Origin of the sequence: Streptacidiphilus sp. PB12-B1b, from assembly GCF_014084125.1 — a bacterium.
Taxonomy (GTDB): Bacteria; Actinomycetota; Actinomycetes; order Streptomycetales; family Streptomycetaceae; genus Streptacidiphilus.
In genome coordinates, this window is sequence record NZ_CP048405.1 from 4,262,760 (window position 1) to 4,285,502 (window position 22,743).

Below are 22,743 nucleotides of genomic sequence, written 5' to 3' on the forward strand. Positions count from 1 at the left end.
TCAGGCCATGCCGAAGTTGGTGTCGAGCAGGGCGAACAGTTCGTCTGCCGAGGCCGTCGCTGTCGCCGCCGCGCTGCCGTCGGGCGCGGGTCCGGCGCTGTCGGCCCCGGCGGGTGTGTTCGCCGGGGGGCAGGAGGAGGCTTCGGTGCGCTGTCCCCATTCGCGCAGCAGAGCGTCCAACCGCCGACCGATCTCGTCGCTGCCGCTGCTGCCGGGGGCGACGGCGGCGAGGGTGGCCGCCAGCCGGTCGAGTTCGGCGAGCACCGGCGGCACCGGTTCGGCGGCGGCGGACAACTGCTCGTGCAGGTAGTCGGCCAGCGACGCCGGGGTCGGGTAGTCGAACACGACGGTGGGCGGGACGGCCAGGCCGGTGGCCGCGCACAGCCGGTTGCGGAACCGCACGGCGAGCATGGAGTCGAACCCCGCCTCGGAGAAGGCGCGTTCGGGCCGAACCGCGCCGGAGCCACTGTGCCCCAGCACGGCCGAGGCGTGGTTGGTCACCAGGTCCAGCAGCGCCTGACGGCGGCCGGGCCGGTCCAGCCGGGCCAGTTGCGCGGCCAGCCGCGCGGGGGCGTCGTCCTGCTCCGGCCCGTCGGCCGCCTGGCCGGGCGACGGTGGTGAGGTGGGCGCGGGCGCGGTCCCGCCGCTGCGGCCGGGGGTGGGCAGCCAGTAGCGGTCACGCTCGAAGGGGTAGGTCGGCAGCGGTACGTGGTCCGCGCCGGGGAGTCCGCCGAGCCGCGCGGCCCAGTCCACGGGCGCGCCGCTGCTCCACGCCTCGGCCAGGGCGGCCAGCATCCGGTCCGGGCCGCCGTCGCCGCGCCGCAGCGTACCGACGGCCGACACCGCCCGCCCGGCCTGCTCGGCGACGCCCTCGATCCCGGCGAGCAGCACCGGGTGCGGGCTGACCTCGACGAACAGGTCGTGTCCGGCCTCCAGCAGCGCGCCGGTGGCCCGCTCGAAGGCGACCGGTTCGCGGAGGTTGCGGTACCAGTAGTCGGCGTCCAGCGCCGTGCCCTCGACCGGCTCGCCGGTCACCGAGGAGTACAGCGGGACGGTGCAGGGGCGCGGCCGCACCCCGGCCAGCGCGGTACGCAACTCGTCCTCGAGGTCGGCGACCTGAGCGGAGTGCGCGGCGTAGTCGACCGGGATGCGCCGGGCCCGCAGCCCGTCCCGCTCGCAGGCGGCCAGCAGGGCGTCCAGCTGCGGCGGCCGTCCGGCGACGACCACGGCGTCGGGGCCGTTCACGGCTGCTACACAGATCCGGTCGTCGCTGTCGGAGCCGATCAGTGCCTCAACCCGTTGGGCGGAGGCGGCGACCGACACCATGCCGCCCTGCCCGGCCAGTTGGAGCAGCGCCCGGCTGCGCAGGGCGACCACCAGGGCGGCGTCCTCCAGCGAGAGCGCGCCGGCGACGCAGGCGGCGGCGATCTCGCCCTGGCTGTGTCCGACCACCGCGTCCGGGTGGACTCCGGCGCTGCGCCACTCCGCCGCCAGGGCCACCATCACGGCGAACAGCGCGGGTTGGACCACGTCCACACGTTCCAGTGATGCTGCATCAGGTTCGTTGCGCAGCAGCTTCTCCAGCGACCAGTCCGTGTAGCGGGCCAGTGCTTTGCCGCAATCGGCGACGGCTTCGGCGAACTCGTTCGAGGAGTCCAGCAGTCCGGCCGCCATGCCGAGCCATTGGGAGCCCTGGCCGGGGAAGACGAAGGCGGTGCGGCCGCCGCGCGCCCACCCTTCCACCGCGTCGGGGGCGGGAGTTGCCTCGGCAAGGGCGTCCAGCCACTGCAGCAGTCGGCTGCGGTCGGCGCCGATGGCGGCGGCTCGGCAGGGCAGCGGCGAACGGGTGGTGGCGAGGGCGCGAGCGAGCTCGGCGGTCGTCAATGACGGCTCCGCCTGGACGTGCTCCCGCAGCCGTCGGGCCTGGCGCCGCAGTGCTGCCGGGTTCCTGGCCGACAGCAGCCAGGGCACAGTGCCCGGATCGTCCGAGGCCACCGGGCTTTCCTGGTGAAGGGATTGGCTGTCCGGGGCCTGTTCGAGGACGGCATGGGCATTGGTCCCGCTCATGCCGAAGGCGGAGACGGCGGCCCGGCGCGGGCCCTCGGCGGCGTCCCAGGGCCGGGATTCGGCGAGCAGCCGCACCGCCCCAGCGGCCCAGTCGATCCGGCTGGACGCCTGCCCCGCGTGCAGGGTCTGCGGGAGCACGGCGTGGCGCAGCGCCATGACCGTCTTGATGACCCCGGCCACTCCGGCGGCGGCCTGGGTGTGCCCGATGTTGGACTTCAGCGACCCAAGCCACAACGGCCGCTCCGGAGAACGTCCCTGACCGTACGTCAGCATGAGTGCCTGGGCTTCGATCGGATCGCCGAGCACGGTGCCGGTGCCGTGCGCCTCGACCAGGTCGATCTGTGAACCGGACAGTCCGGCGTTGGCCAGGGCCTGCCGGATGACCCGCTGCTGCGCGGGGCCGCTGGGGGCGGTCAGGCCGTTGCTGGCGCCGTCCTGGTTGATCGCGGTGCCGCGTACCAGGGCCAGCACCGGGTGCCCGTGTCGGCGGGCGTCGGACAGCCGCTCGACCAGCAGCACGCCCACGCCCTCGCCCCAGCCGGTGCCGTTGGCCCCGTCGGCGAAGGAGCGGCAGCGGCCGTCCGGCGAGAGGCCCTGCTGGCGGCTGAATTCCACGAAGACGTCCGGGCTCGCCATCACTGCGGCCCCGCCGACCAGCGCGAACGAGCAGTCGCCGGAACGCAGGGCCTGTCCGGCCAGATGCAGGGCGACCAGCGAGGACGAGCAGGCGGTCTCCACGGTGACGGCGGGCCCGCCGAGGCCCAGGGTGTAGGCGATCCGGCCGGAGGCGACGCTGGTGACGTTGCCGCTGAGCAGGTGGCCCTCGACGTCGGCGGCCGGATCGTGCGGGCCGGTGGCGTAGCCCTGGGAGGCGACGCCGACGTAGACGCCGCCCTCGCTGCCGCGCACCGACGCCGGGTCGATGCCGGCGCGTTCCAGCGCCTCCCAGGCGGTTTCCAGCAGCAGCCGCTGCTGCGGGTCCATCGCCAGTGCCTCGCGCGGCGAGATGCCGAAGAACTCGGCGTCGAACTCGGCTGCGCCGTCCAGGAATCCGCCGCCGGTGGTGTAGAAGGTGCCGGGGTTATCCGGGTCCGGGTCATACAGCGTGTCCAGCGGCCAGCCCCGGTCCTCGGGCAACTCCCCGATGGCGTCGCCGCCTTCGGCCACCAGCTGCCACAACTCCTCGGGCGTGCGCACCCCGCCGGGGAAGCGGCAGGCCATGGCGACGATCGCCAGCGGCTCCCCGGGCTCGGCGGCAGCCGGGGACGCGGGGTCTGCCGGGGTCGGCGCCGAGCCGGTCAGCTCCCGGCTGAGGTGTCCGCCCAGGGCGGCCGCGGTCGGGTGGTCGAAGACCGAGGTGAGCGGCAGCGGGAGGCCGGTGACGGCGATCAGCCGGTTGCGCAGTTCGACGGCGGTGAGCGAGTCGAAGCCGACATCACGAAACGGCCGGTCGGCGTCCACACTGTTGGCCGTGTCGTGACCGAGTACCGCCGCCGCCTCGGTTCGGACCAACTCCCGCAGCAGTCGGCCGCGTTCGGCCTCCGGCAGGGCGAGTACCCGCTGGCGCCAGGCCGCGCCGCCGGTGGCGGCGGGGTCACCCGACGCCTCGGTGACGCCGGTGCGTCGTCCGGCGGCGAAGGCTTCCGGCAGGGCCCGCAGCAGTGCGCTGTCCCGGGCCGAGCGGAACACCGGGGCGAACCGCTCCCAGTCCACCTCGGTGACGATCAGCTCGGTCTCGTCCAGTTCCAGGGCCTGGCGCAGCGCGGCCAGGGCCGATTCGGCGGCCATCGGCACCAGGCCATGCCGTCGCAGCGCCTCGCCGACCGCGCCGCGCGCCATGCCCGCGCCCGCCCACGGGCCCCAGGCGACCGAGGTCGCCGGGAGGCCGTGGCTGCGCCGCCGCGCGGCCACGGCGTCGAGGTGGGCGTTGGCCGCCGCGTAGCAGCCCTGGCCGGCGCTGCCCCAGGTCGCGGAGATGGAGGAGAACAGGACGAAGGCGTCCAGCTCGCGTCCCTGGAACAGGGCGTCCAGGTGGTCCGCGCCGGAGGTCTTGGCGGCGGTCTCCTCGGCGAGCAGGTCGAGCGTGCAGTCCTCGATCCTGGTGTCGGAGGTGAGGCCGGCGGCGTGGACGACCGCGCGCACGGTGTCCTGCTGCACGTCCAACTCGTCCAGGACGTCAGCGAGGGCGTCCAGGTCGGCGACGTCGCAGGCCGGGAGGGTGCAGCGGACGCCGAGTGCGGCCAGCTCCTCGGCGAGCGCTGCCGCGCCCGGGGCCTGTGGGCCGCTCCTGCTCAGCAGCACCAGGTGTTCGGCGCCGTTCGCCGCCAGCCAGCGGGCCACCTGTGCGCCCAGCCCGCCGGTGCCCCCGGTGACCAGGACCGTTCCGCGCGGTTTCCAGGACGGCCCGGCGGGGGCGTCCGGCGCTGGTGCCCGGCCGAGCCTGCGGCCGAGCACGCCGGACGGGCGGATCGCCACCTGGTCCTCGCCCTCCAGCCCGGCGAGCACGGCGCACAGCCGCTCCTGTGCGGCGGCGTCCAGCTCTGCGGGCAGGTCGACCAGGCCGCCCCAGCGGTGCGGGTGCTCCAGCGCCGCCACCCGGCCCAGGCCCCACACCTGGGCCTGCTCCGGCCGGACCGTGCCCCGGCCGCCGGTGGAGACGGCCGCCCGGGTGGCGCACCACAGCGGCGCGTCCGTCCCGGCGTCGCCCAGGGCCTGGACCAGCGTCAGCGTCCCGGCCAGGCCCGCGCCGAGGACGTCCAGGCGCGGGTGCCGCCCCTCGGCGAGGGCCAGCAGTGAGAGCACCCCGGCCGCGTCGGACCGCAGCAGCCGGGCCAGCTCGCCGCGCTCGACGCCGTCCGGGACGCGGACGGTCTCGACCTGCGCGCCGTGCGCGGTCAGCGCCTGTCGGCAGGCCCGTGCGGCGGCCCGAACGGCGGCCTGGTCGGGGACGACCAGCAGCCAGCTGCCGGTCAGCCGGGGGGAATTCGGGGCGGTGACCGGACGCCAGTCGATCCGGTAGCGGCGGCGGTCGGCGGCCTCCGGCTCCGGCCCGGTGACCGTTGCGGCCAGGGTCGAGGCCGGTGCTGCGGCGCGATCGGCATCGGCGACGGCCGGTTCCGGCCAGAACCGGCGCCGCTGGAACGCGTAGGTGGGCAGGTCGATCCGCCGCGCGCGGGCTCCGGCCGTTCCCGCCGACCAGTCGACGGGTACGCCGCGTACGTGGAGCGCGGCGAGCGCGGCCGTCACCGACGCCGCCTCCGGCCGCTCGGCCCGCAGCAGCGGCACGGTCGCCGCGCCCACCTCGCGCACGCCGTCGCCTTCGCCGCCGCCGTCTTCGTCGAGGCCGCCTTCGTCGAGGCAGCCGTGCAGCATGCCGGAGAGCACGCCCCCGGGACCGACCTCCAGGAAGGTGGTGGCGCCTTGGCTGCGCAGCCGCCGGGCTCCCTCCAGGAACCTCACGGTGCCGCGCACCTGGCGCGCCCAGTAGTCCGGCGAGCAGAGTTCGGCCGCCGTGGCCGTCTCCCCGGTGAGGTTGGAGACCACCGCGATCCGGGGCGCGGAGTAGGTCAGACCGGCCGCGATGTGCCGGAACTCGTCCAGCATCGGTTCCATCCGGGCCGAGTGGAACGCATGACTGACCGTCAGCTTCGCTGTACGGCAGCCCCGGGCGCGAAAGACCTCGGCCAGCCGCAGCACGGCCTCGGCATCGCCGGACAGGACGGTGGCGGTCGGCCCGTTGACGGCGGCGATGTCCACCGTGCCTGCGCCGAGCGGGTCGACGGGTTCGGCCAGGGCCCGGCGCACCTCCTGCTCGGTGGCTTCCACGGCGACCATGGCCCCGCCCTCGGGCAGCGCGTCCATCAGTCGGCCCCTGGCCGCGACCAGGGCGCAGGCGTCGCGCAGGTCCAGCACGCCTGCGACGTGGGCGGCGGCCAGTTCGCCGATCGAGTGCCCCAGCAGCAGATCGGGCCGTACGCCCCAGTGCTCGACCAGCCGGAACAGCGCGGTCTCCAGGGCGAACAGCGCCGGCTGGGTGTAGCGGGTGCGTTCCAACAACCCGGCCTCGGCTGTGCCGGCCGGGGCGAACAAGACCTCGCGCAGCTCCACCGGGAGGTGCTGGTCCAGTTCGGCGAAGACCTCGTCGAGAGCGTCGGCGAAGACCGGCTCCTCCTGGTAGAGCTGCGCGCCCGCTGCCGGGCGCTGGCTGCCCTGGCCGGGGAAGAGGAAAGCCGTCCGGCCCGGCAGGCCCGCCGTGCCGGTGAGCAGCGAGGCGGCGCGGCCGTCGGCGGCCAGCGCCCGCAGGGTGCGCCGCACGGACGTGGGCTCCCGGTCCAGGACGGCCGCGCGGCACTCCATCGCGGCGCGCCCGGTGGCCAACGCGTGGGCGACGTCCGCCAGATCGGCCACCGGCTCGGCCTCGGGCCGGGCGGCGAGCCGTGCGTGCAGCCGCTCGGCCTGGGCCCGCAGCGCCTGCGGGGTGCGGGCGGAGAGCAGCAGCGGTACGGCGACGCCGGTGCGCGACCCCGGCCGGTCGGCGGCGACGGCGGTCAATTCGGCTTCGGCCGGGGCCTGTTCGAGGATCACATGGGCGTTGGTCCCGCTGATGCCGAACGAGGAGACGCCCGCGCGGCGCGGGCCGCCGGTCTGCGGCCAGGGGGCGCGTTCGGTCAGTAGCCGCACCGTTCCGGCCGACCAGTCGACGTGCGGGTTGGGCTGCTCGGCGTGCAGGGTGGCGGGCAGTTCACCGGCGCGCAGGGCGAGCACCATCTTCATGACGCCTGCGACGCCGGCCGCCGCCTGGGTGTGCCCGAGGTTCGACTTCACCGAGCCGAGCCACAGCGGCCGGTCGGCGGTGCGCTGCCGCCCGTACACGGCCTGCAGCGCCTGCGCCTCGATCGGGTCGCCGAGGACGGTGCCGGTTCCGTGCGCCTCGACCGCGTCGATCTGCTCGGGCCGCAGCCCGGCATCGGCCAGGGCGGCGGTGATGACGTGCTGCTGGGAGGGGCCGTTGGGGGCGGTCAGGCCGTTGCTCGCGCCGTCCTGGTTCACTGCGCTGCCGGTGACCAGGGCCAGCACCGGATGTCCGTGGCGCTGTGCGTCGGAGAGCCGTTCCAGCAGCAGTACTCCGGCGCCCTCGCCCCAGCCGGTTCCGTCCGCCTGCGCGGAGAACGCCTTGCAGCGTCCGTCGGGTGCGAGCCCGCGCTGGCGGCTGAACTCCACGAACAGCTTGGGCGTGCTCATCACGGTCACGCCGCCGGTCAGTGCCTGTTCGCAGTCGCCGCGCCGCAGCGCCTGCACGGCCAGGTGCAGGGCGACCAGGGAGGAGGAGCAGGCGGTGTCCAGGGTGAGGGCGGGCCCTTCCAGGCCGAGGACGTACGACACCCTTCCGGAGAGCACGCTGGCGGTGTTGCCGGTGAGGAAGTGCCCCTCCGAGGCGACCGGGGAGCCCTCCACCAGGGAGAGGTAGTCCTGGCCGTTGGTGCCGAAGTAGACCCCGATCTGACGGCCCTTCAGCGCAATCGGGTCCTGTCCGGCGGCCTCCACCGCCTCCCAGGAGGTCTCCAGCAGCAGCCGCTGCTGCGGGTCCATCGCCAGCGCCTCACGCGGCGAGATGCCGAAGAACTCCGCGTCGAACTCGGCTGCGTCGCGCAGGAATCCGCCCTGGCGGCTGTAGGTGGTGCCGGGCCGGTCGGGGTCCGGGTCGTACAGCCGCTCGGCGTCCCAGCCACGGTCCGACGGCCAGTCCCCCACCGCGTCCACACCCTCGGCGAGCAACTGCCACAGCTGTTCGGGACGTTCGACCCCGCCGGGGAAGCGGCAGCCCATCCCGATCACCGCGATCGGCTCATCCAGAGATGATGCAACGTCAGATGTGCTGCTCACCATGGCGTCCGACTGCTCCGCCGTGCCCAGCTCGCCAAGCAGGCGGATGGCCAAAGCGGTAGGCGTCGGATGGTCGAACAGCACGGTGGCGGGCAGGGCGAGGCCGGTGGCAGCGCCGAGCCGGTTGCGGAGTTCCACTGCCGTCAGCGAGTCGAAGCCGAGCGCTGCGAACGCCCGGTCGGGCAGCACGGCGTCGGGGGTGCGGTGCCGCAGCACGGTCGCCGCGTGGGCGCGCACCAGGTCGGTCAGCAGGCGTACGCGGTCGCCGTGGGCGGGCAGCTCCGCCAGCCGGGCCCGGACCGAGCCGACGGCGTCCGGTCCGCCGGTCGGGTCGGCGGCGGCATCCGGGCCCGTGGCTGGCGCCGATCGCGCGACGGCCGGTTGCGGCAGGGCGCTCAGCAGCGCCGATGCGCGCAGGCCCATGCCGTCGGCGAAGCGCGGCCAGTCGACGTCGGCCACCAGGACCAGGCCGTCGTCCTCGGTCACGGCCCGGCCGATCGCGGTGACCGCCGCCTCGGGCTCCATCGGCGGCATGCCGAAATCCCGCAGCCGGTCGGCGACCCCGTCGGCCAGCATGCCGCCGCCGGGCCAGGCACCCCAGGCGATGGCCGTGCCGGGCAGCCCCACTGCCCGGCGCTGCGCGACCAGGGCGTCCACAGCGGCGTTGGCAGCCGCATAGTTGCCCTGCCCGGCACTGCCGACCACGCCCATCACCGAGCTGAAGACCACGAACGCGGACAACGTGCAGCCAGCGGTGGCCTCGTGCAGATTCTGAGCCACCGTCAGTTTTGCCTGGAGCGAGGCCGCGAGCCGGGCCGGGGTGAGCGCGTCCAGCACTCCGTCATCCAGCACGCCGGCCGCGTGGACCACCACGGTCAGCGGGTACGCCTCCGGGATGTCCGCGATGACGGCTGCCAGCGCGGCCCGGTCGGTCGCATCGCAGCGGACGATGTCCGCGACCGCGCCGAGCCCGGCCAGCTCCGCGCGCAACTCCGTTGCCCCGGGGGCGTCGGGGCCGCGTCGGCTGAGCAGCAGCAGCCGTTCGGCCCCCTGGGCCGCCAGGCGGCGGGCGGTGTGCGCGCCCACCGCGCCCGTGCCGCCGGTGACCAGCACGGTGCCGCGCGGACGCCAGTCGTCGCCGGTCGCGGTGGGTGGCACCGGCGCGGCCAGCAGCCGCCGCCCGTGGACGCCGGTGGATCGCACCGCCATCTGCTCCTCCTCGGCGACCGCGCCGCCGAGGACGGCGCACAGCCGCCGGGCCGCCCGTTCGTCGAGGACGACCGGCAGATCCACCAGGCCGCCCCAGCGTTGCGGGTGCTCCAGCGCCACCGTCCGGCCCAGTGCGGCGACGGCGGCCTGGGCGGGCGTGCCCGGACGCTCCGCCGGGCCGAGGACGGCCGTGCCCTGGGTCAGCAGCCACAGCGGGGCGTTCACGTCGGCGTCCGCCAGCGCCTGGGTCAGCACCAGGGTGAGGGCCAGGCTCCCGGGCAGCTCGGGGTGGTCGGGGTGCGGCCGCTCCTCCCAGGCCAGCAGGGACAGCACCCCGGCCAGGGGTCGGCCTCCCACCGCGTCCGCGACCAGCGCCGCCAGCTCGGCACGTGAAGCGCCCGGACCGCCGGGGACGACCGCCGGGACGAGGTCCACGCCGACCGCCGCCAGCCCGGCGAGCAGGTCCGCCACCCTGCCGGTCCGCTCCTGCGCCGGATCGTGCGGCAGTACCGCCAGCCAGCGGCCCGCGGGCGCGTCCGCCGGAGCGGCCGGGACCGGACGCCAGCCGATGCGGTAGCGCCAGGAGTCGGCCCGCCGCTCCCGGCTGCGCGCGGAGCGCCAGGCCGACAGCGCGGGCAGGACGTCGGCCAGCGCCTCGCGGCTGACGCCCAACGCCTCGGACAGTTGCCCGGGGCCGAGCGCCTCCAGGCTCTCCCACAGCGGATCGGCGGCCGAAGCCGGGGACTGCGTGGCCGTCTGCTGCGGCGTCGCGGCCGTCAACCAGTAGTGGCTGCGCTGGAAGGCGTAGCCGGGCAGGGCGATCCGGCGCGCTGCTGGCAAGGCGGGCGTCCAGTCGACCGGCACTCCGTGCGCATGGGCCTCGCCCAGCGCCAGCAGCATCCGCTCCCAGCCGCCCTCGCCGCGCCGCAACGTCCCCAGGACCACCGCGTCCGCACCGGCCGCCTCGACCGCCTCCTGCACCGGCACGGTGAGCACCGGGTGCGCGCTGACCTCGATGAACGTCCCGAACCCGGCCTGCGCCAGGGTGCGCACCGCAGGATCGAATGCCACCGGTCGGCGCAGATTGGCGAACCAGTAGTCGGCGTCCATCGCCGTCGTGTCCAGCCAGCCGCCGGTCAGTGTGGAGTACAGCGGGATGTCGGCAGCTCTGGGGACGATGCCGCCGAGAGCCTGCGTCAACTCGGCCTGGATTCCGTCCATGTGGGCTGAGTGGGAGGCGTAGTCCACCTCGATCCGCCGCGCCCGCTCCACCGTGGCCACCAACTCCGCAACCGCCCCCGCATCACCCGACACCACCGTCGACGCAGGCCCGTTCACCGCCGCCACCGACAACCGACCACCCCACCGCCCAAGCCGCTCCTCCACCTCACCCACCGGCAACGGCACCGACGCCATCCCCCCACCACCCGCCAACCCCACCAACGCCCGACTCCGCAACACCACCACCCGCACCCCATCCCCCAACGACAACCCACCCGCCACACACGCCGCCGCAATCTCCCCCTGCGAATGCCCCACCACCGCATCCGGCACCACACCAAACGAACGCCACACCTCCGCCAACGACACCATCACCGCAAACAACACCGGCTGCACCACATCCACCCGCCCCAGCGACACAGCACCAGGCACCCCCCGCAGCACATCCACCAACGACCACCCCACCAACGGCGCCAACAACCGCTCACACGCGGCAATCCGCTCCGCGAACACCGGCGACGCATCCAACAGACCCGCCGCCATCCCCACCCACTGCGACCCCTGCCCAGGAAACACAAACACGGTCTGGCCGCTGGGCCGGGCGACACCGGTCACCACTCCCGGATCGGGCACGCTCTGCGCCAACGCGTCCAGGCCCGTGAGCAGTTCGGCGCTGTCGCCGACGACCACCGCGCGGTGCGGGTGCCGGGTGCGGGTCACCGCCAGGGAGAGTCCGACGTCCTGCGGCCGCGTCCGCGGGTCGGTTCGGAGGGCTGCCGACAGCCGCCGGGCCTGCTCGGTGAGGGCCTGCGCGGAGCGGGCGGACAGCACCCAGGGCAGCGCTGCCGGGGCGTCGGGCCGTGGCTCGCCGGGGTCCGCCTCGGCTGACGCCGGGGCCTGCTCCAGCAGCACGTGCGCATTGGTGCCGCTGATGCCGAAGGAGGAGATCCCGGCCCGGCGCGGACGATCGGACTCCGGCCAGGGCCGGGCCTCGGTCAGCAACCGCACCGCACCGGCCGACCAGTCCACCTGCGGCGTCGGGCCGTCCACGTGCAGCGTCTTCGGCATCATCCCGTGCAGCAGCGCCAGCACCGTCTTGATGACACCGCCCACACCGGCGGCGGCCTGGGTGTGGCCGATGTTGGACTTCAACGATCCCAGCCACAACGGGCTTGCCGCAGAACGATTCTGGCCGTACGTCGCCAACAGCGCCTGCGCCTCGATCGGATCGCCCAACCGGGTGCCGGTACCGTGCGCCTCCACCAGGTCCACCTCGTCGGCGGACAGGCCGGCGTCGGCCAGGGCGGCTCGGATCACCCGTTGCTGCGAGGGGCCGTTGGGGGCGGTCAGGCCGTTGCTCGCGCCGTCCTGGTTGACGGCGCTGCCGCGCACCACCGCCAGCACCTGATGACCGTTGCGGCGCGCCTGCGACAGCCGCTCCAGCAGCAGCATGCCCACGCCCTCGGCCAGGCCGAAGCCGTCCGCACCCGCCGCGAACGCCTTGCAGCGGCCGTCCGGGGCCAATCCGCCCTGGCGACTGAACTCCACGAACATGCCGAGGGTCGGCATCACCGTGGCACCGCCTGCCAGCGCCAGCGAGCACTCGCCCGAGCGCAACGCCTGCACGGCCAGGTGCAGGGCCACCAGCGACGAGGAGCAGGCCGTGTCGACGGTGATCGCGGCCCCTTCCAGGCCCAGGGTGTAGGCCAGCCGACCGGAGGCCACGCTGCCGGTGTTGCCGGTGAGCAGGTGGCCGCCGTCGGCGGCGCCGTCCTGGAGTCGCGGACCGTAGTCCATGGTCATCGCGCCGACGAAGACGCCGGTACGGCTGCCGCGCAGCGTGGTCGGGTCGATCCCGGCCTGCTCGAACATCTCCCAGGTGGTCTCCAGCAGCAGCCGCTGCTGCGGGTCCATCGCCAGCGCCTCACGCGGCGAGATGCCGAAGAACTCCGCGTCGAACTCACCTGCCTGATAAAGGAATCCGGCTTCGCGCTGGTAGTAGCGGCCGGGCCTGCCCGGCGTCGGGTGATAGCCGGCGGCGGTGTCCCAGCCCCGGTCGTCGGGGAAGGCCGACACGGCGTCCACGGCGCCGGACAGCAACTCCCAGAGCTGGTCCGGGGTTTCCGCACCGGGGTAGCGGCAGCCCATGCCGACGATCACCACCGGATCGTCGGCGGACGACCCGGCGGCGTCCGGTTCCGGCTCGGGGGTGGGCTGGTCGGTCAGGCGTTTGCGGAGGAAGTCGGCCAGCGCGGCCGGTGTCGGGTAGTCGAACACCGTGGTGGACGGGAGGGGCAGACCGGTCTGCCGGGCCAGCCGGTTGCGCAGCTCCACCGCCGTCACGGAGTCGAAGCCCAGATCGAGGAAGGCGCCGTCCTCCGGCACCGGCCCGGAGCGCCCGAGCAGCCCGGCCACCTCCCGGCCGACCCGCTTCAGCAGTGCGGCCCGCTGCCCGGCCACCGGCAGCCGGCCCAGCTCTGAACGGAGTTGCGCCGCCGGATCGTCCGCCGACTTGCCGGGCCCGCCTGCCCGCGAATCCATCGACGGCGTCAACGACGGCACCAGCAGCGGCAGTTCGAACCCGCCCGGTTCTTGCCCGGGGTGGACCGCGTCCCGGTCCGGCTGGTAGCCGTGGGCCCGGAGTTCGCCCAGCGAGGTCAGGAACCGGGCTTCCCCGCCCTGCTCGCGGCGGAGCGTCCCGAGCACCAGGGCTCGGGCGCCGCTGTCCTCCACGCTGTCCGTGAGCGCCGAGGTCAGCACGGTGTGCGGGCTGACCTCGATCAGCGCGTCGAAGCCGTCCCGCAGCAGGGCGCGGGTGGCCTGTTCGAACCGGACGGTGCTGCGCAGGTTGCGGCACCAGTAGTCGGCGTCCAGAAGGGGGTTGTCGATCAGGTCGCCGGTCAGCGCCGAGTAGTAGGGCAGTTGCGCCGGGCGCGGCCGGATCGGTGCCAGGTCGGCCCGCATCCGGGGCAGGATGGCGTCGATGTGGGCGGAGTGCGCGGCGAGCCCCACCGCGATGGTGCGCGCACGGACGCCGGCCGCGTCCAGGTGGGCGATCAACTCCTCGGCGGCGTCGGCGTCGCCGGAGACGATCACCGAATGCGGCCCGTTGACCGCCGCCAGGGCGAGCCGCCCGTCGAAGCGGTCCAGCCAGGGTGCGACCGCGTCGGCCCCGGCCATCACCGAGACCATCTCGCCCCGCCCGGCCAGCGTCGCCTGCGCCTGGCTCCACAGCGCGACGACCCGCGCGGAGTCGTCCAGCGAGAGCGCGTCGGCCAGGCAGGCGGCGGTGATCTCGCCGACGCTGTGGCCCAGCACCGCGCCCGGCTCCACGCCGTGCGAGCGCCAGAGCGCGGCCAGCGACAGCGTCACCGCGAACAGCGCGGGTTGGACGACGTCCGCGCGGTCGGCCCCGGGCCCGCCGGTTCGCCCGGGGTCGCGCAGCAGGTCCAGGAGGGACCAGTCGAGGTGCGGTTCGAGCGCCTGTGCGCAGTCGTCCATCCGCTGCCGGAAGGGCGCGCAGCTCGCCAGCAGTTCGGCGGCCATGCCGGGCCACTGGGAGCCCTGTCCGGGGAAGACGAACGCGACCCGGCCGCACTCCCCCTCGCCCTCGACCAGCCCGGGCATGCCCCGGCCGTCCGCGAGGGCGGCGAGCCGCTCCAGGAATCCGTCGGGGTGGTCGGCGACCAGCGCCGCGCGGCGGTTGCCCTGCGCGGCGGCGCGGGACAGGGCGCGGCCGACGTCCGCCGGGTGCCATTCCTGCTGGTCGGGCCGGACGAGGTGGTCGTGCAGGGTGCGTGCGCCGACTGCCAGGGATTCGCTGTCACCGCCGGTCAGCATCCACAGCTGCGGAGATCCGGCACCGGTTCCTTGCGCCATCGTGTTTCAGGGCTCCTTCACGGCAAGTCGGACCATCGGTCGCGGAACCTCCGCACGCCGCCCGGGCTCGTCGGTCGCCGGGCGGGTGGCCGTCAGCGTCAACGCTGCGGCGCGTGGCTACGGCATGTCGCTGCCGCATGTGTCCGGAAGCCGCCGGATGTCCGAGCACCTCTGACGGTCCGTCATCTACCTCTCGCTACCCCTCTGTCCGATCCGCTCCAGCCGCGTCGCCCGTGCGGTCACGGGCACGCCAAGGGCGGGGCCACCTGCCCCGGTGCGCCTCGATCCGCCGGGGGGCGACCACTGCGGGAGCTACGGCACCGATCCTGCCGAAGCCGGATAGCAGCCCAATAGCGCATGCCGCGACAGCCGCCGGCGGCGGTCACGAAAAGCGACGCAGACGGCTATGGGAGGTACAGCAGCCGTTCGGAGAGGTCCGCCAGCAGCGGCTCGGGGACGTCGGCACAGACCGCGAGTTCCTCGGCGAGGGCGAAGCCACCGCGTTCCGCACGCACCCGGACGATGCGCGCGGCCAGCTCTGCCGTGACGCCGGGCAACGCGGCCAGCGTCTCGGCCGGGACGTGGTTGACGTCGACCAGGCCGCCGTCGTCGAACGAGCGGGGCAGGTCCGGGCGGCCGACCCGCAGCTCCCGCGCGAGTGCCGGATCCCGTTGCAGCAGGGCCCTGGCCTGGTTGCGGCGTCCACGGCGCTCCAGGGCCGCGGCGACCGCCGGATCCACCGAGCCGGAGCGGGCCGGGGCGCCGGTGGCGTCCGCGGCGGCGGTCAGGCCGGGGTAGCCAGGACGGACCAGTCGGCCACGGACGGTGAACGTGGACGCCAGGCCGCCGCCGATGAGCAGCAGGATCAGCGCGCCGCCGACCCCGCCCGCCGTTGACCCGTTCGGCGCGTTGAGCAGGACCAGCGCGGACACGGTCAGCGCCAGCGACAGGCCCGTCCCGGCGGCCAGCAGCCGCGAGCGCAGCCGTTGCGCGGCCCAGCCCAGCACGAACACTGTTCCGAGCCCGATGGTCAGCAGCGGCAGCAGCGCCCACAGGACACTGCCCCAGGGGCTGAGTGCTCCGGCCGGGGGGCCGGCGCCGTCCGCCTTGGCCACACCCCCACGCTACGGCCGCCGGGCAGCCCGGACAAGCGTTGCCGGGCTGGTCAGCGGCGTCCCAGAGGGGTCTCGGCGGGGGTCTCGGCCGACCGGGCGCGCGGCTGCTCAAGATGCCCCTCCAGCGGGGGCGACACATACTCGACAGGTGTCGGACCGATTGCCGGTCGGCCAGGGCGCCCCGACGGCGCCCCGCCCGCACCGTCGGCCCGGTCCGCGCCTCGTACCGAGAGGATCGACATGATGGGCGGCTGGCTCCGCGAGGACGACGCGCTCGCGCACATAGCCGGGATCTGTTTCAAGACCGGCCCGCCCCGGCAGACCGGGGTGGAACTGGAGTGGCTGGTGCGCGACGGGCAGGATCCGGCCGCCGCCGTGCCGCTGGAGCGCCTGCAGCACGCCCTGGCCCCGCTCGGCTCCCCGGGCGGCCTGCCGTACGGCGGCCGGATCACCCTGGAGCCGGGCGGCCAGGTGGAGCTCAGCTCCTGCCCGGCCCCCTCCCCGGCGCGATGTCTGGAGCAGACCGCACTGGACATGTCGGTCCTGCGGGCGACCCTGGCCTCGGCCGGGCTGGTCCTGGAGGGCCGGGGCCTGGAGCCCTACCGCACCCCGGAACGGGTGCTGGACCTGCCGCGCTACCAGGCCATGGAGGCGTACTTCGACGCGGCCGGGCCCTGGGGCCGGATGATGATGCGGGCCACCGCATCGGTACAGGTCAATGTGGACGCCGGGGACGAGGGCGACGACACCACCGGCTACCGGTTCCGCTGGGCGCTGCTGCACCGGCTGGGCCCGGTGCTGGTGGCGGCCTTCGCCAACTCCCCGTTGTGGCAGGGCCGGCCCACCGGCTGGGTGTCCACCCGGCAGGCCGTCTGGGCCAACATGGACCCCGGCCGGACCCGTCCGCCGGAGTCCGACGGCGATCCGCGCACGGCATGGGCGCGGTACGCGCTCGATGCCCACCTGCTGTGCCTGCGCCGCTCGGACGGGGCGGCCTGGACCGCGCCGCGGGACATGCCGCTGCGGTCCTGGCTGCGCGATCCGGCGTCGGAGGGCCGGCCCGCCCTCGAGGACGCCGAGTACCACCTGACCACGCTGTTTCCGCCGGTCAGGCCGCGCGGCTATCTGGAGCTGAGGATGATCGACGCCCAGCGCGGCGACGACTGGATGGTGCCCGCACTGCTGGTCACCGCCCTGCTGGACGATCCGGTCGCGGCCCGCGCCGCCTACCGGGCGACCGAGCAGCTCACCGGCGGGCAGGAGCTGCCGCCGTGGCAGATGTGGCTGCACGCCGCCCGTCACGGCCCCGGGGACACCCGGGTCGGCGCCAGTACCCGGGCCTGTTTCAGCGCCGCCTCGGACGCGCTGGCCAGGTCGGGCGCGCCCGAGCCGATGCGGCGGTTGCTGGCGGACTTCGCCCAGCGCTACCCCGAGCTGGGCCGCTGCCCGGCCGACGACGATCTGGACGCCCTGCACCGGGCGGCCAGGACCCAGCTCCCGGAAGGAGCGACGCGATGAGCGACCACCCCACCGTCGCCGACGCCCCGATGGGCGCCGCACCAACGACGGACACCGGCACCGGCAGCGCGACCGCCGCCGGTACCGAACCGCTGCGGAGGCGCGCCCGCGCGGCCCTGGAGACCGCCCGGGCCCGGACCACGCTGCTCACCGACTGCCTGGACGACGCCGGGCTCACCGCCCAGCACTCGCCGCTGATGTCGCCCCTGGTCTGGGATCTGGCGCACATCGGCAACCAGGAGGAGATCTGGCTGGTCCGCGCGGCGGGCGGACGCCCGGCCCTGCGGCCGGAGCTCGATCCGCTGTACGACGCCTTCCAGCACCCGCGCGCCGAACGCCCCGCGCTGCCGCTGCTCACCCCCGAGCAGGCCCGCAACTACACGGCCGAGGTCCGCACCCACGCCCTGGACGTCCTCGACGACCTCGCCCGGGCCGGGCGGAGCGGTGATCCGCTGCTGGAAGGCGGTTTCGTCTTCGGGATGATCGCCCAGCACGAGCAGCAGCACGACGAGACCATGCTCGCCACCCACCAGCTGCGCCAGGGACCACCGGTGCTGCACGCGCCCGCGCCCCCGGCCGCGCCGCCCGACGCGGACGCGCTGCCCCGCGAAGTCCTGGTCCCCGGCGGCCCGTTCACCATGGGCACCTCGGACGACCCGTGGGCGCTGGACAACGAGCGGCCCGCGCACACCGTGGACGTCCCCGCCTTCTGGCTGGACACCACGCCCGTCACCAACGCCCAGTACCAGGAGTTCATCAGCGACGGCGGCTACCGCCAGCCGCACTGGTGGAGCCCGCAGGGCTGGGAGCACTGCCGCCAGGCCGGCTTGGAGGCGCCGCTGTTCTGGCAGCGCGACGGCGACGGCTGGCTGCGCCACCGGTTCGGCCGCACCGAGCCCGTGCCCGGGGAGGAGCCCGTGGTGCACGTCAGCTGGTACGAGGCCGACGCCTACGCGCGGTGGGCCGGACGCCGACTGCCGACCGAGGCCGAGTGGGAGAAGGCCGCCCGCCACGACAGCGCCAAAGGCCTTACCCGGCGCTACCCGTGGGGTGACGACGACCCGCAGCCGCAGCATGCCAACCTCGGCCAGCGCCACCTGCAACCGGCGCCGGCGGGCAGCCACCCGGACGGCGCGGCGCCCTGCGGGGCGCGTCAACTCCTGGGCGACGTCTGGGAGTGGACCTCCACCGACTTCACCGGCTACCCGGGTTTCACCGCCTTCCCCTACCGGGAGTACTCCGAGGTCTTCTTCGACGGCGGCTACAAGGTGCTGCGCGGCGGCTCGTTCGGCACCGACCCGGTCGCCTGCCGGGCGACCTTCCGCAACTGGGACTATCCGATCCGCCGTCAGATCTTCTCCGGACTGCGCACCGCCCGCGACCCGGACGGCGACTGATGTGTCGTCATCTCGCCTACCTGGGGCCCGAGGTGTCCCTGGCCGAGCTGCTGACCGCGCCCGCGCACGGACTGTTCCGGCAGTCCTGGGAACCGCGCAGGCAGCAGTACGGGACGGTCAACGCGGACGGCTACGGCATCGGCTGGTACCCCCCGGGCCCGGACCGGACCCCGGCCCGCTACCGGCGCTCGGTGCCGATCTGGGCCGATCCCGACCTGCCCGACCTGGCCCGCACCCTGCGCAGCGGCGCGGTGCTGGCCGCCGTGCGCGACGCCACCCCGGGCACTGCCCTGGACGCCTCCGCCAACGCCCCCTTCCGCACCGGGCGGTGGCTGTTCAGCCACAACGGGGCGGTCCAGGACTGGCGGCGGCTGCCGGAGGACACCGGCACGCTGCTGCCGTCCGCCGCGCTGCTCGGCCTGGAGGCGGCCAGCGATTCGGCCCTGCTCTGGGTGCTGGTCCACGAACGGCTCGCCGCAGGCGAACCACCGGACGCCGCGCTCGCCGCGGTCGTCCGGATGGCAGCCGCGGTACGCCCGCAGGCCCGGCTCAACCTGCTGCTCACCGACGGCCAGGCGATCGCCGCCACCCGCTGGGGCGACAGCCTGTGGTACCGGGCCGGAGCGGGCCGGGTCGTCGTCGCCTCCGAGCCCGACGACGACTCCCCCGTCGAGACCGACGACGCGGACGCCTGGCACGAAGTGCCGCAGCGCTGCGCCCTGTTGGCCACCCCGGCCTCGGTCCGCACCATCCCGCTTTCCCCTGTGGCCCACCGGCCCGTCGAGGAGAGGACCGCTTTCCGATGACCCCCACCTTCACCCTGGAAAACCGTCTGCCCGCCGACTACTTCACCGAGGCGCTGCGGTCCGACGCACTGCACGGCCTGACCGCGCACCCCAAGTCTCTGCCGCCGACCTGGTTCTACGACGCCCACGGCAGCGACCTCTTCGAACAGATCACCGCCCTGCCGGAGTACTACCCCACCCGCACCGAGCACGGCATCCTGACCGCCAGGGCGCCCGAGATCGCCGCGGCCGTCCACGCCCGCACCCTGGTCGAGCTGGGCTCGGGCTCGTCGGTGAAGACCCGGCTGCTGCTGGACGCCATGCTGGCGGCCGGTCCGCTGCGCGAGTACGTGCCGGTGGACGTCAGCGAGAGCGCGCTGCGGCAGGCCGCGAAGGGGCTGGGCCAGAGCTATCCGGATCTGGGCGTGCACGCCCTGGTCGCCGACTTCCACCAGCACCTGGGGCTGGCCGGCACCCGGGGCCCGAGGCTGCTGGCCTTCCTGGGCGGCACCATCGGCAATCTGCTGCCCGAGGCCCGGGCCGCGTTCCTGGCCAGGGTCGCCGCCGAACTGGAGCCGGGCGATGCCCTGCTGCTGGGCACGGACCTGGTCAAGGACCCGGCCACGCTGGTCGCCGCATACGACGACTCGGCCGGGGTGACCGCCGAGTTCAACAAGAACGTGCTGTCGGTGCTCGACCACGGCCTGGATGCCGACTTCGCGCCCGACGACTTCCGCCATGTGGCGGTGTGGGACGCCGAGCACGAGTGGATCGAGATGCGGCTGCGTGCCCTGCACCCGCTCAGCGTGAAGGTCCGCGAGCTTGATCTGGTGGTCTTCTTCGAGGAGGGCGAGGACCTGCACACCGAGACCTCCGCCAAGTTCCGCGAGCAGGGCGTGCGGGACGAGCTGCAGCGCGCCGGGCTGACCCTGCGGCACTGGTGGACCGACCCGGCCGAGCAGTACGCACTCAGCCTCTCCTTCCCGGCCGGGGGCTGACCCGGCCCGAAACGCGTCAGGCCCGCGACCGGCCGGGGCTACAGGCCCTGCTGGATCTGGTGCAGCCGCCGCTCGGCGGCCAGCAGGCCCCGGCCGCCCGCGCCGGGGACGGTGCGGCGCAGCGCCAGCAGGCCGGGGCCGAGCTGGGCGGCGGTGCGCCGGTCCGTCACCCGGGCCCAGCAGGCATGGGCGTTGTCGACGGCGGCCCGGACCTCGGCGTCGTCCGGGCCCTGGAAGCCGAGCCGGTCCTCGGCGGCGGTCAGCCACAGCTCCGCGGCGGCGGCCGGGGCGCCGCCGAGGTGGGCCAGGTGGGCGCGGGCCTCGCGGGCGGTGACGGCCGGGGCGGAGTGCGCGCCGCTGCCGCGCGCCGCCAGCTCCTCCGCCTCCCGGGCCAGTCGTCCGGCCCGCTCCAGCTCCCCGGCCTGGCAGGCGGCGACGCTGGCGGCCAGCAGTTCCTCGGTCGTCCGCCGCTGCTGCGGCATCCCGCCCGCGAACAGCGGCCCGTCGAGCGCCGGCCCCCTCAGCACCGCCTGCGGAAACACCGGGGCGGGCGGTGCTGCCGGGGCCGCTGCCGCGAAGGGCGTGTACGCCGAGCTGAGTACCACGGCGCGGTCCGGCAGCCGGGCGGTGCTGACCGCCAGCTGGTGCAGGTCGGCCAGGGTGCTCCGGCCGGTGGAGCGGCGCAGCAGGTCGACCAGGGAGCGGGTGTAGGGCGCGGCGACGCCCTCGGCGGCCGTCTTCGGCGGGCTGATCTGGCCCCACACCGGGACGCCGCTGGTCAGCGCGGCGCCGCCGTCGAGTGCCAGGGCGTTCCAGGCGTCCTTGTCGGCGATCAGGTCGGCGAGGACGGTGGTGCTGCCGGGCGGGCGCTGTCCGAGCTCGGTCGCCAGCCAGCTCCAGGGCATGCCGGTGTAGCGGGCGTTATCCGGCCGGGAGCGGGCCAGGGCCAGGTGCAGTTCCCGCTGGCGCCGGTCGGCGGTCAGTGCGCCGACCAGGGCGACCAGCAGCGGTCCGGCGGCGGCGGCTGCCGTGCGCAGGTAGCCGAGCAGCGCCTGGGGTTCGGCGGGGTCGGCCAGTTGCACGGTGTCGACGGGCAGGTCGCCGCCCAGCAGGGCCGCGCTGGGCACGGTCGCCAGCAGCGCCAAGCTCGCCTCGGGGCGGGTGAGTTGGCTTCGGCGGCCGCCAGGCGCGCCTCCGATCAGGAGTATGTGCCCGCGCGGTGTCCCGCTCTGTGTGGTCTCGGCCCCGTTCAACTGCATGGGCAGCACGCTACCCGCAGACCTGGGCTGGCGGCGGGAGCAGGGGCCCCGGACACGGAGTGCGCTGCCGCGCCGGGTTGCCGCGCTTGGACGGGGGTGAACTCGTAGGCTGGGACGGCACTCACGCATTGTCAGCCAGTCCAGGCAGTTCAGGGATCCAAGGAGCAGTCACGCATGGCAACGACTCGCACGGCAGCAACCCACTGGGAAGGCAACCTGCTCAAGGGCAAGGGCACGGTCGCCCTGGAGTCCTCCAAGATCGGCGTCTACGACGTGAGCTGGGCGTCGCGTTCGGAGCAGCCGAACGGCCAGACCAGCCCGGAGGAGCTGATCGCGGCGGCCCACTCGTCCTGCTACTCGATGGCGTTCTCGCACGGCCTGGCCGGGCAGGGCCACACGGTGGAGGCCCTGGACACCCGCGCCGAGGTGACCTTTCAGCCGGGTGAGGGCATCACTGCCATCCACCTGACCGTCAAGGCCCGCGTCCCGGGCCTGTCGGAGGCGGACTTCCAGGCCGCGGCGCTGGACGCCAAGGCCAACTGCCCGGTCAGCCAGGCGCTCGCGGGCGTCAAGAACATCACGCTGGACGCCGAGCTGGTCTAGCACCCGGTCCGGGCGCAGCACTGCGGTCCCGGTGGGCGGTCAACCGCCTGCCGGGGCCGGTCGTCCACCGAGGCCGGTCGCCTGCCCGGGGTCAGTGGCCTGCCGGGGCCAGGGCCGCGTCCAGGACGCGGGACCACTCGCGGATGATGCCGCGCCGCCTGCGGCTGTCGTCGGTCAGCAGGTTGGCCAGGCCGAGGCCACGTGCCATGTCCAGGGTGGCCTGGATGATCTCGCGTACGCCGGGGGCGGTCTCGTCCACGCCGAGCAGTTCGACGGCGGCCTGGTGCACCTTGCGTCCGGTGCGCGCCTCCAGCGGGACGACCAGTTCGCGCAGGTGCGGGTCGGAGGAGGCGGCCACCCACAGTTCCAGGGCGGCGCGGAACGGCACGCCGGTGAACCAGCTGACGATCAGCTCCACCACCGCCTCGGTGCGCAGTCCGCCGGCGGGCGGGGCGAGCGCGTCCAGCTCGCGTTGGATGCCGGCAGTGCGGGATTCGGTGAGGTGGGCGACGGCGGCGGTGGTCAGCGCCTCCCGGGTGGGGAAGTGGTGCTGCGCGGCCCCCCGGGAGACCCCGGCGCGCTCGGCGACCACGGTGACGGTGGTGCCGGTCCAGCCGAACTCGACCAGGCATTCGACCGCCGCCTCCAGCAGCCGCTGCCGGGTGGCCCGGCTGCGGTCCTGCTGCGGCGCCCGGTGCCCGGCCGCCGTTCCGGGAGCGGCTTCCGGAGCGGCTTCGGGATCGGCGGAGTGTCCGGGGGCGGTGCGGCTGGGCATGGCCCCATTATGGCGTCCCATGATCGGTACGGCT

The 22,743-nt window shown here is 74.9% G+C and carries 9 protein-coding genes; 5 read left to right on the plus strand and 4 right to left on the minus strand.

The window, feature by feature from the left end:
• Positions 1–14,259 (minus strand): type I polyketide synthase, encoded by a 14,259-nt coding sequence (locus GXW83_RS18905; RefSeq protein WP_182444211.1) that lies wholly within the window; start codon positions 14,257–14,259, stop codon positions 1–3.
• A gap of 404 nt (positions 14,260–14,663) precedes the next feature.
• Complete coding sequence (locus GXW83_RS18910) at positions 14,664–15,374, minus strand: helix-hairpin-helix domain-containing protein (RefSeq protein ID WP_182444212.1); 711 nt, start codon at positions 15,372–15,374, stop codon at positions 14,664–14,666.
• A 243-nt stretch (positions 15,375–15,617) separates the two neighbouring features.
• Between GXW83_RS18910 and egtA the strand changes: the two genes are divergently transcribed.
• The 4 genes from egtA to egtD are packed head-to-tail and all read left to right on the plus strand — an operon-like array spanning position 15,618 to position 20,072.
• A complete protein-coding gene (gene egtA / locus GXW83_RS18915) occupies positions 15,618–16,892 on the plus strand; it encodes an ergothioneine biosynthesis glutamate--cysteine ligase EgtA (protein WP_182444213.1) in 1,275 nt (424 codons plus the stop codon).
• Positions 16,889–18,289 (plus strand): ergothioneine biosynthesis protein EgtB, encoded by a 1,401-nt coding sequence (gene egtB / locus GXW83_RS18920; RefSeq protein ID WP_370466734.1) that lies wholly within the window; start codon positions 16,889–16,891, stop codon positions 18,287–18,289. The genes egtA and egtB overlap by 4 nt, the downstream gene beginning before the upstream one ends.
• The gene (gene egtC / locus GXW83_RS18925) at positions 18,289–19,095 is read left to right on the plus strand and encodes an ergothioneine biosynthesis protein EgtC (RefSeq protein ID WP_182444214.1); all 807 of its coding nucleotides are present in this window, start codon (positions 18,289–18,291) and stop codon (positions 19,093–19,095) included. The genes egtB and egtC overlap by 1 nt, the downstream gene beginning before the upstream one ends.
• Positions 19,092–20,072 (plus strand): L-histidine N(alpha)-methyltransferase, encoded by a 981-nt coding sequence (gene egtD, locus GXW83_RS18930; RefSeq protein ID WP_182444215.1) that lies wholly within the window; start codon positions 19,092–19,094, stop codon positions 20,070–20,072. The genes egtC and egtD overlap by 4 nt, the downstream gene beginning before the upstream one ends.
• A 38-nt stretch (positions 20,073–20,110) precedes the next feature.
• Here egtD and GXW83_RS18935 read toward each other — a convergent pair whose 3' ends face one another.
• On the minus strand, positions 20,111–21,331 hold the full coding sequence (locus GXW83_RS18935) for a hypothetical protein (RefSeq protein WP_182444216.1): 1,221 nt from the start codon (positions 21,329–21,331) through the stop codon (positions 20,111–20,113).
• 174 nt (positions 21,332–21,505) lie between these two features.
• Between GXW83_RS18935 and GXW83_RS18940 the strand changes: the two genes are divergently transcribed.
• Entirely contained in the window at positions 21,506–21,934 is a 429-nt protein-coding gene (locus tag GXW83_RS18940) for an OsmC family protein (RefSeq protein WP_182444217.1), read from the plus strand.
• A gap of 91 nt (positions 21,935–22,025) precedes the next feature.
• Here the strand turns inward: GXW83_RS18940 and GXW83_RS18945 are convergent, their stop codons facing one another.
• Positions 22,026–22,709, minus strand: coding sequence for a TetR/AcrR family transcriptional regulator (locus GXW83_RS18945; RefSeq protein WP_182444218.1), 684 nt, complete (start codon positions 22,707–22,709; stop codon positions 22,026–22,028).
• Positions 22,710–22,743: the final 34 nt, after the last annotated feature.

Coding starts and splice junctions, on each gene's coding strand:
- GXW83_RS18905 (WP_182444211.1), bottom strand. CDS start 14,259: ATGGCGCAAGGAACCGGTGCCGGATCTCCGCAGCTGTGGATGCTGACC.
- egtA (WP_182444213.1), top strand. CDS start 15,618: ATGGGCGGCTGGCTCCGCGAGGACGACGCGCTCGCGCACATAGCCGGG.
- egtB (WP_370466734.1), top strand. CDS start 16,889: ATGAGCGACCACCCCACCGTCGCCGACGCCCCGATGGGCGCCGCACCA.
- egtC (WP_182444214.1), top strand. CDS start 18,289: ATGTGTCGTCATCTCGCCTACCTGGGGCCCGAGGTGTCCCTGGCCGAG.
- egtD (WP_182444215.1), top strand. CDS start 19,092: ATGACCCCCACCTTCACCCTGGAAAACCGTCTGCCCGCCGACTACTTC.
- GXW83_RS18935 (WP_182444216.1), bottom strand. CDS start 21,331: ATGCAGTTGAACGGGGCCGAGACCACACAGAGCGGGACACCGCGCGGG.
- GXW83_RS18940 (WP_182444217.1), top strand. CDS start 21,506: ATGGCAACGACTCGCACGGCAGCAACCCACTGGGAAGGCAACCTGCTC.
- GXW83_RS18945 (WP_182444218.1), bottom strand. CDS start 22,709: ATGCCCAGCCGCACCGCCCCCGGACACTCCGCCGATCCCGAAGCCGCT.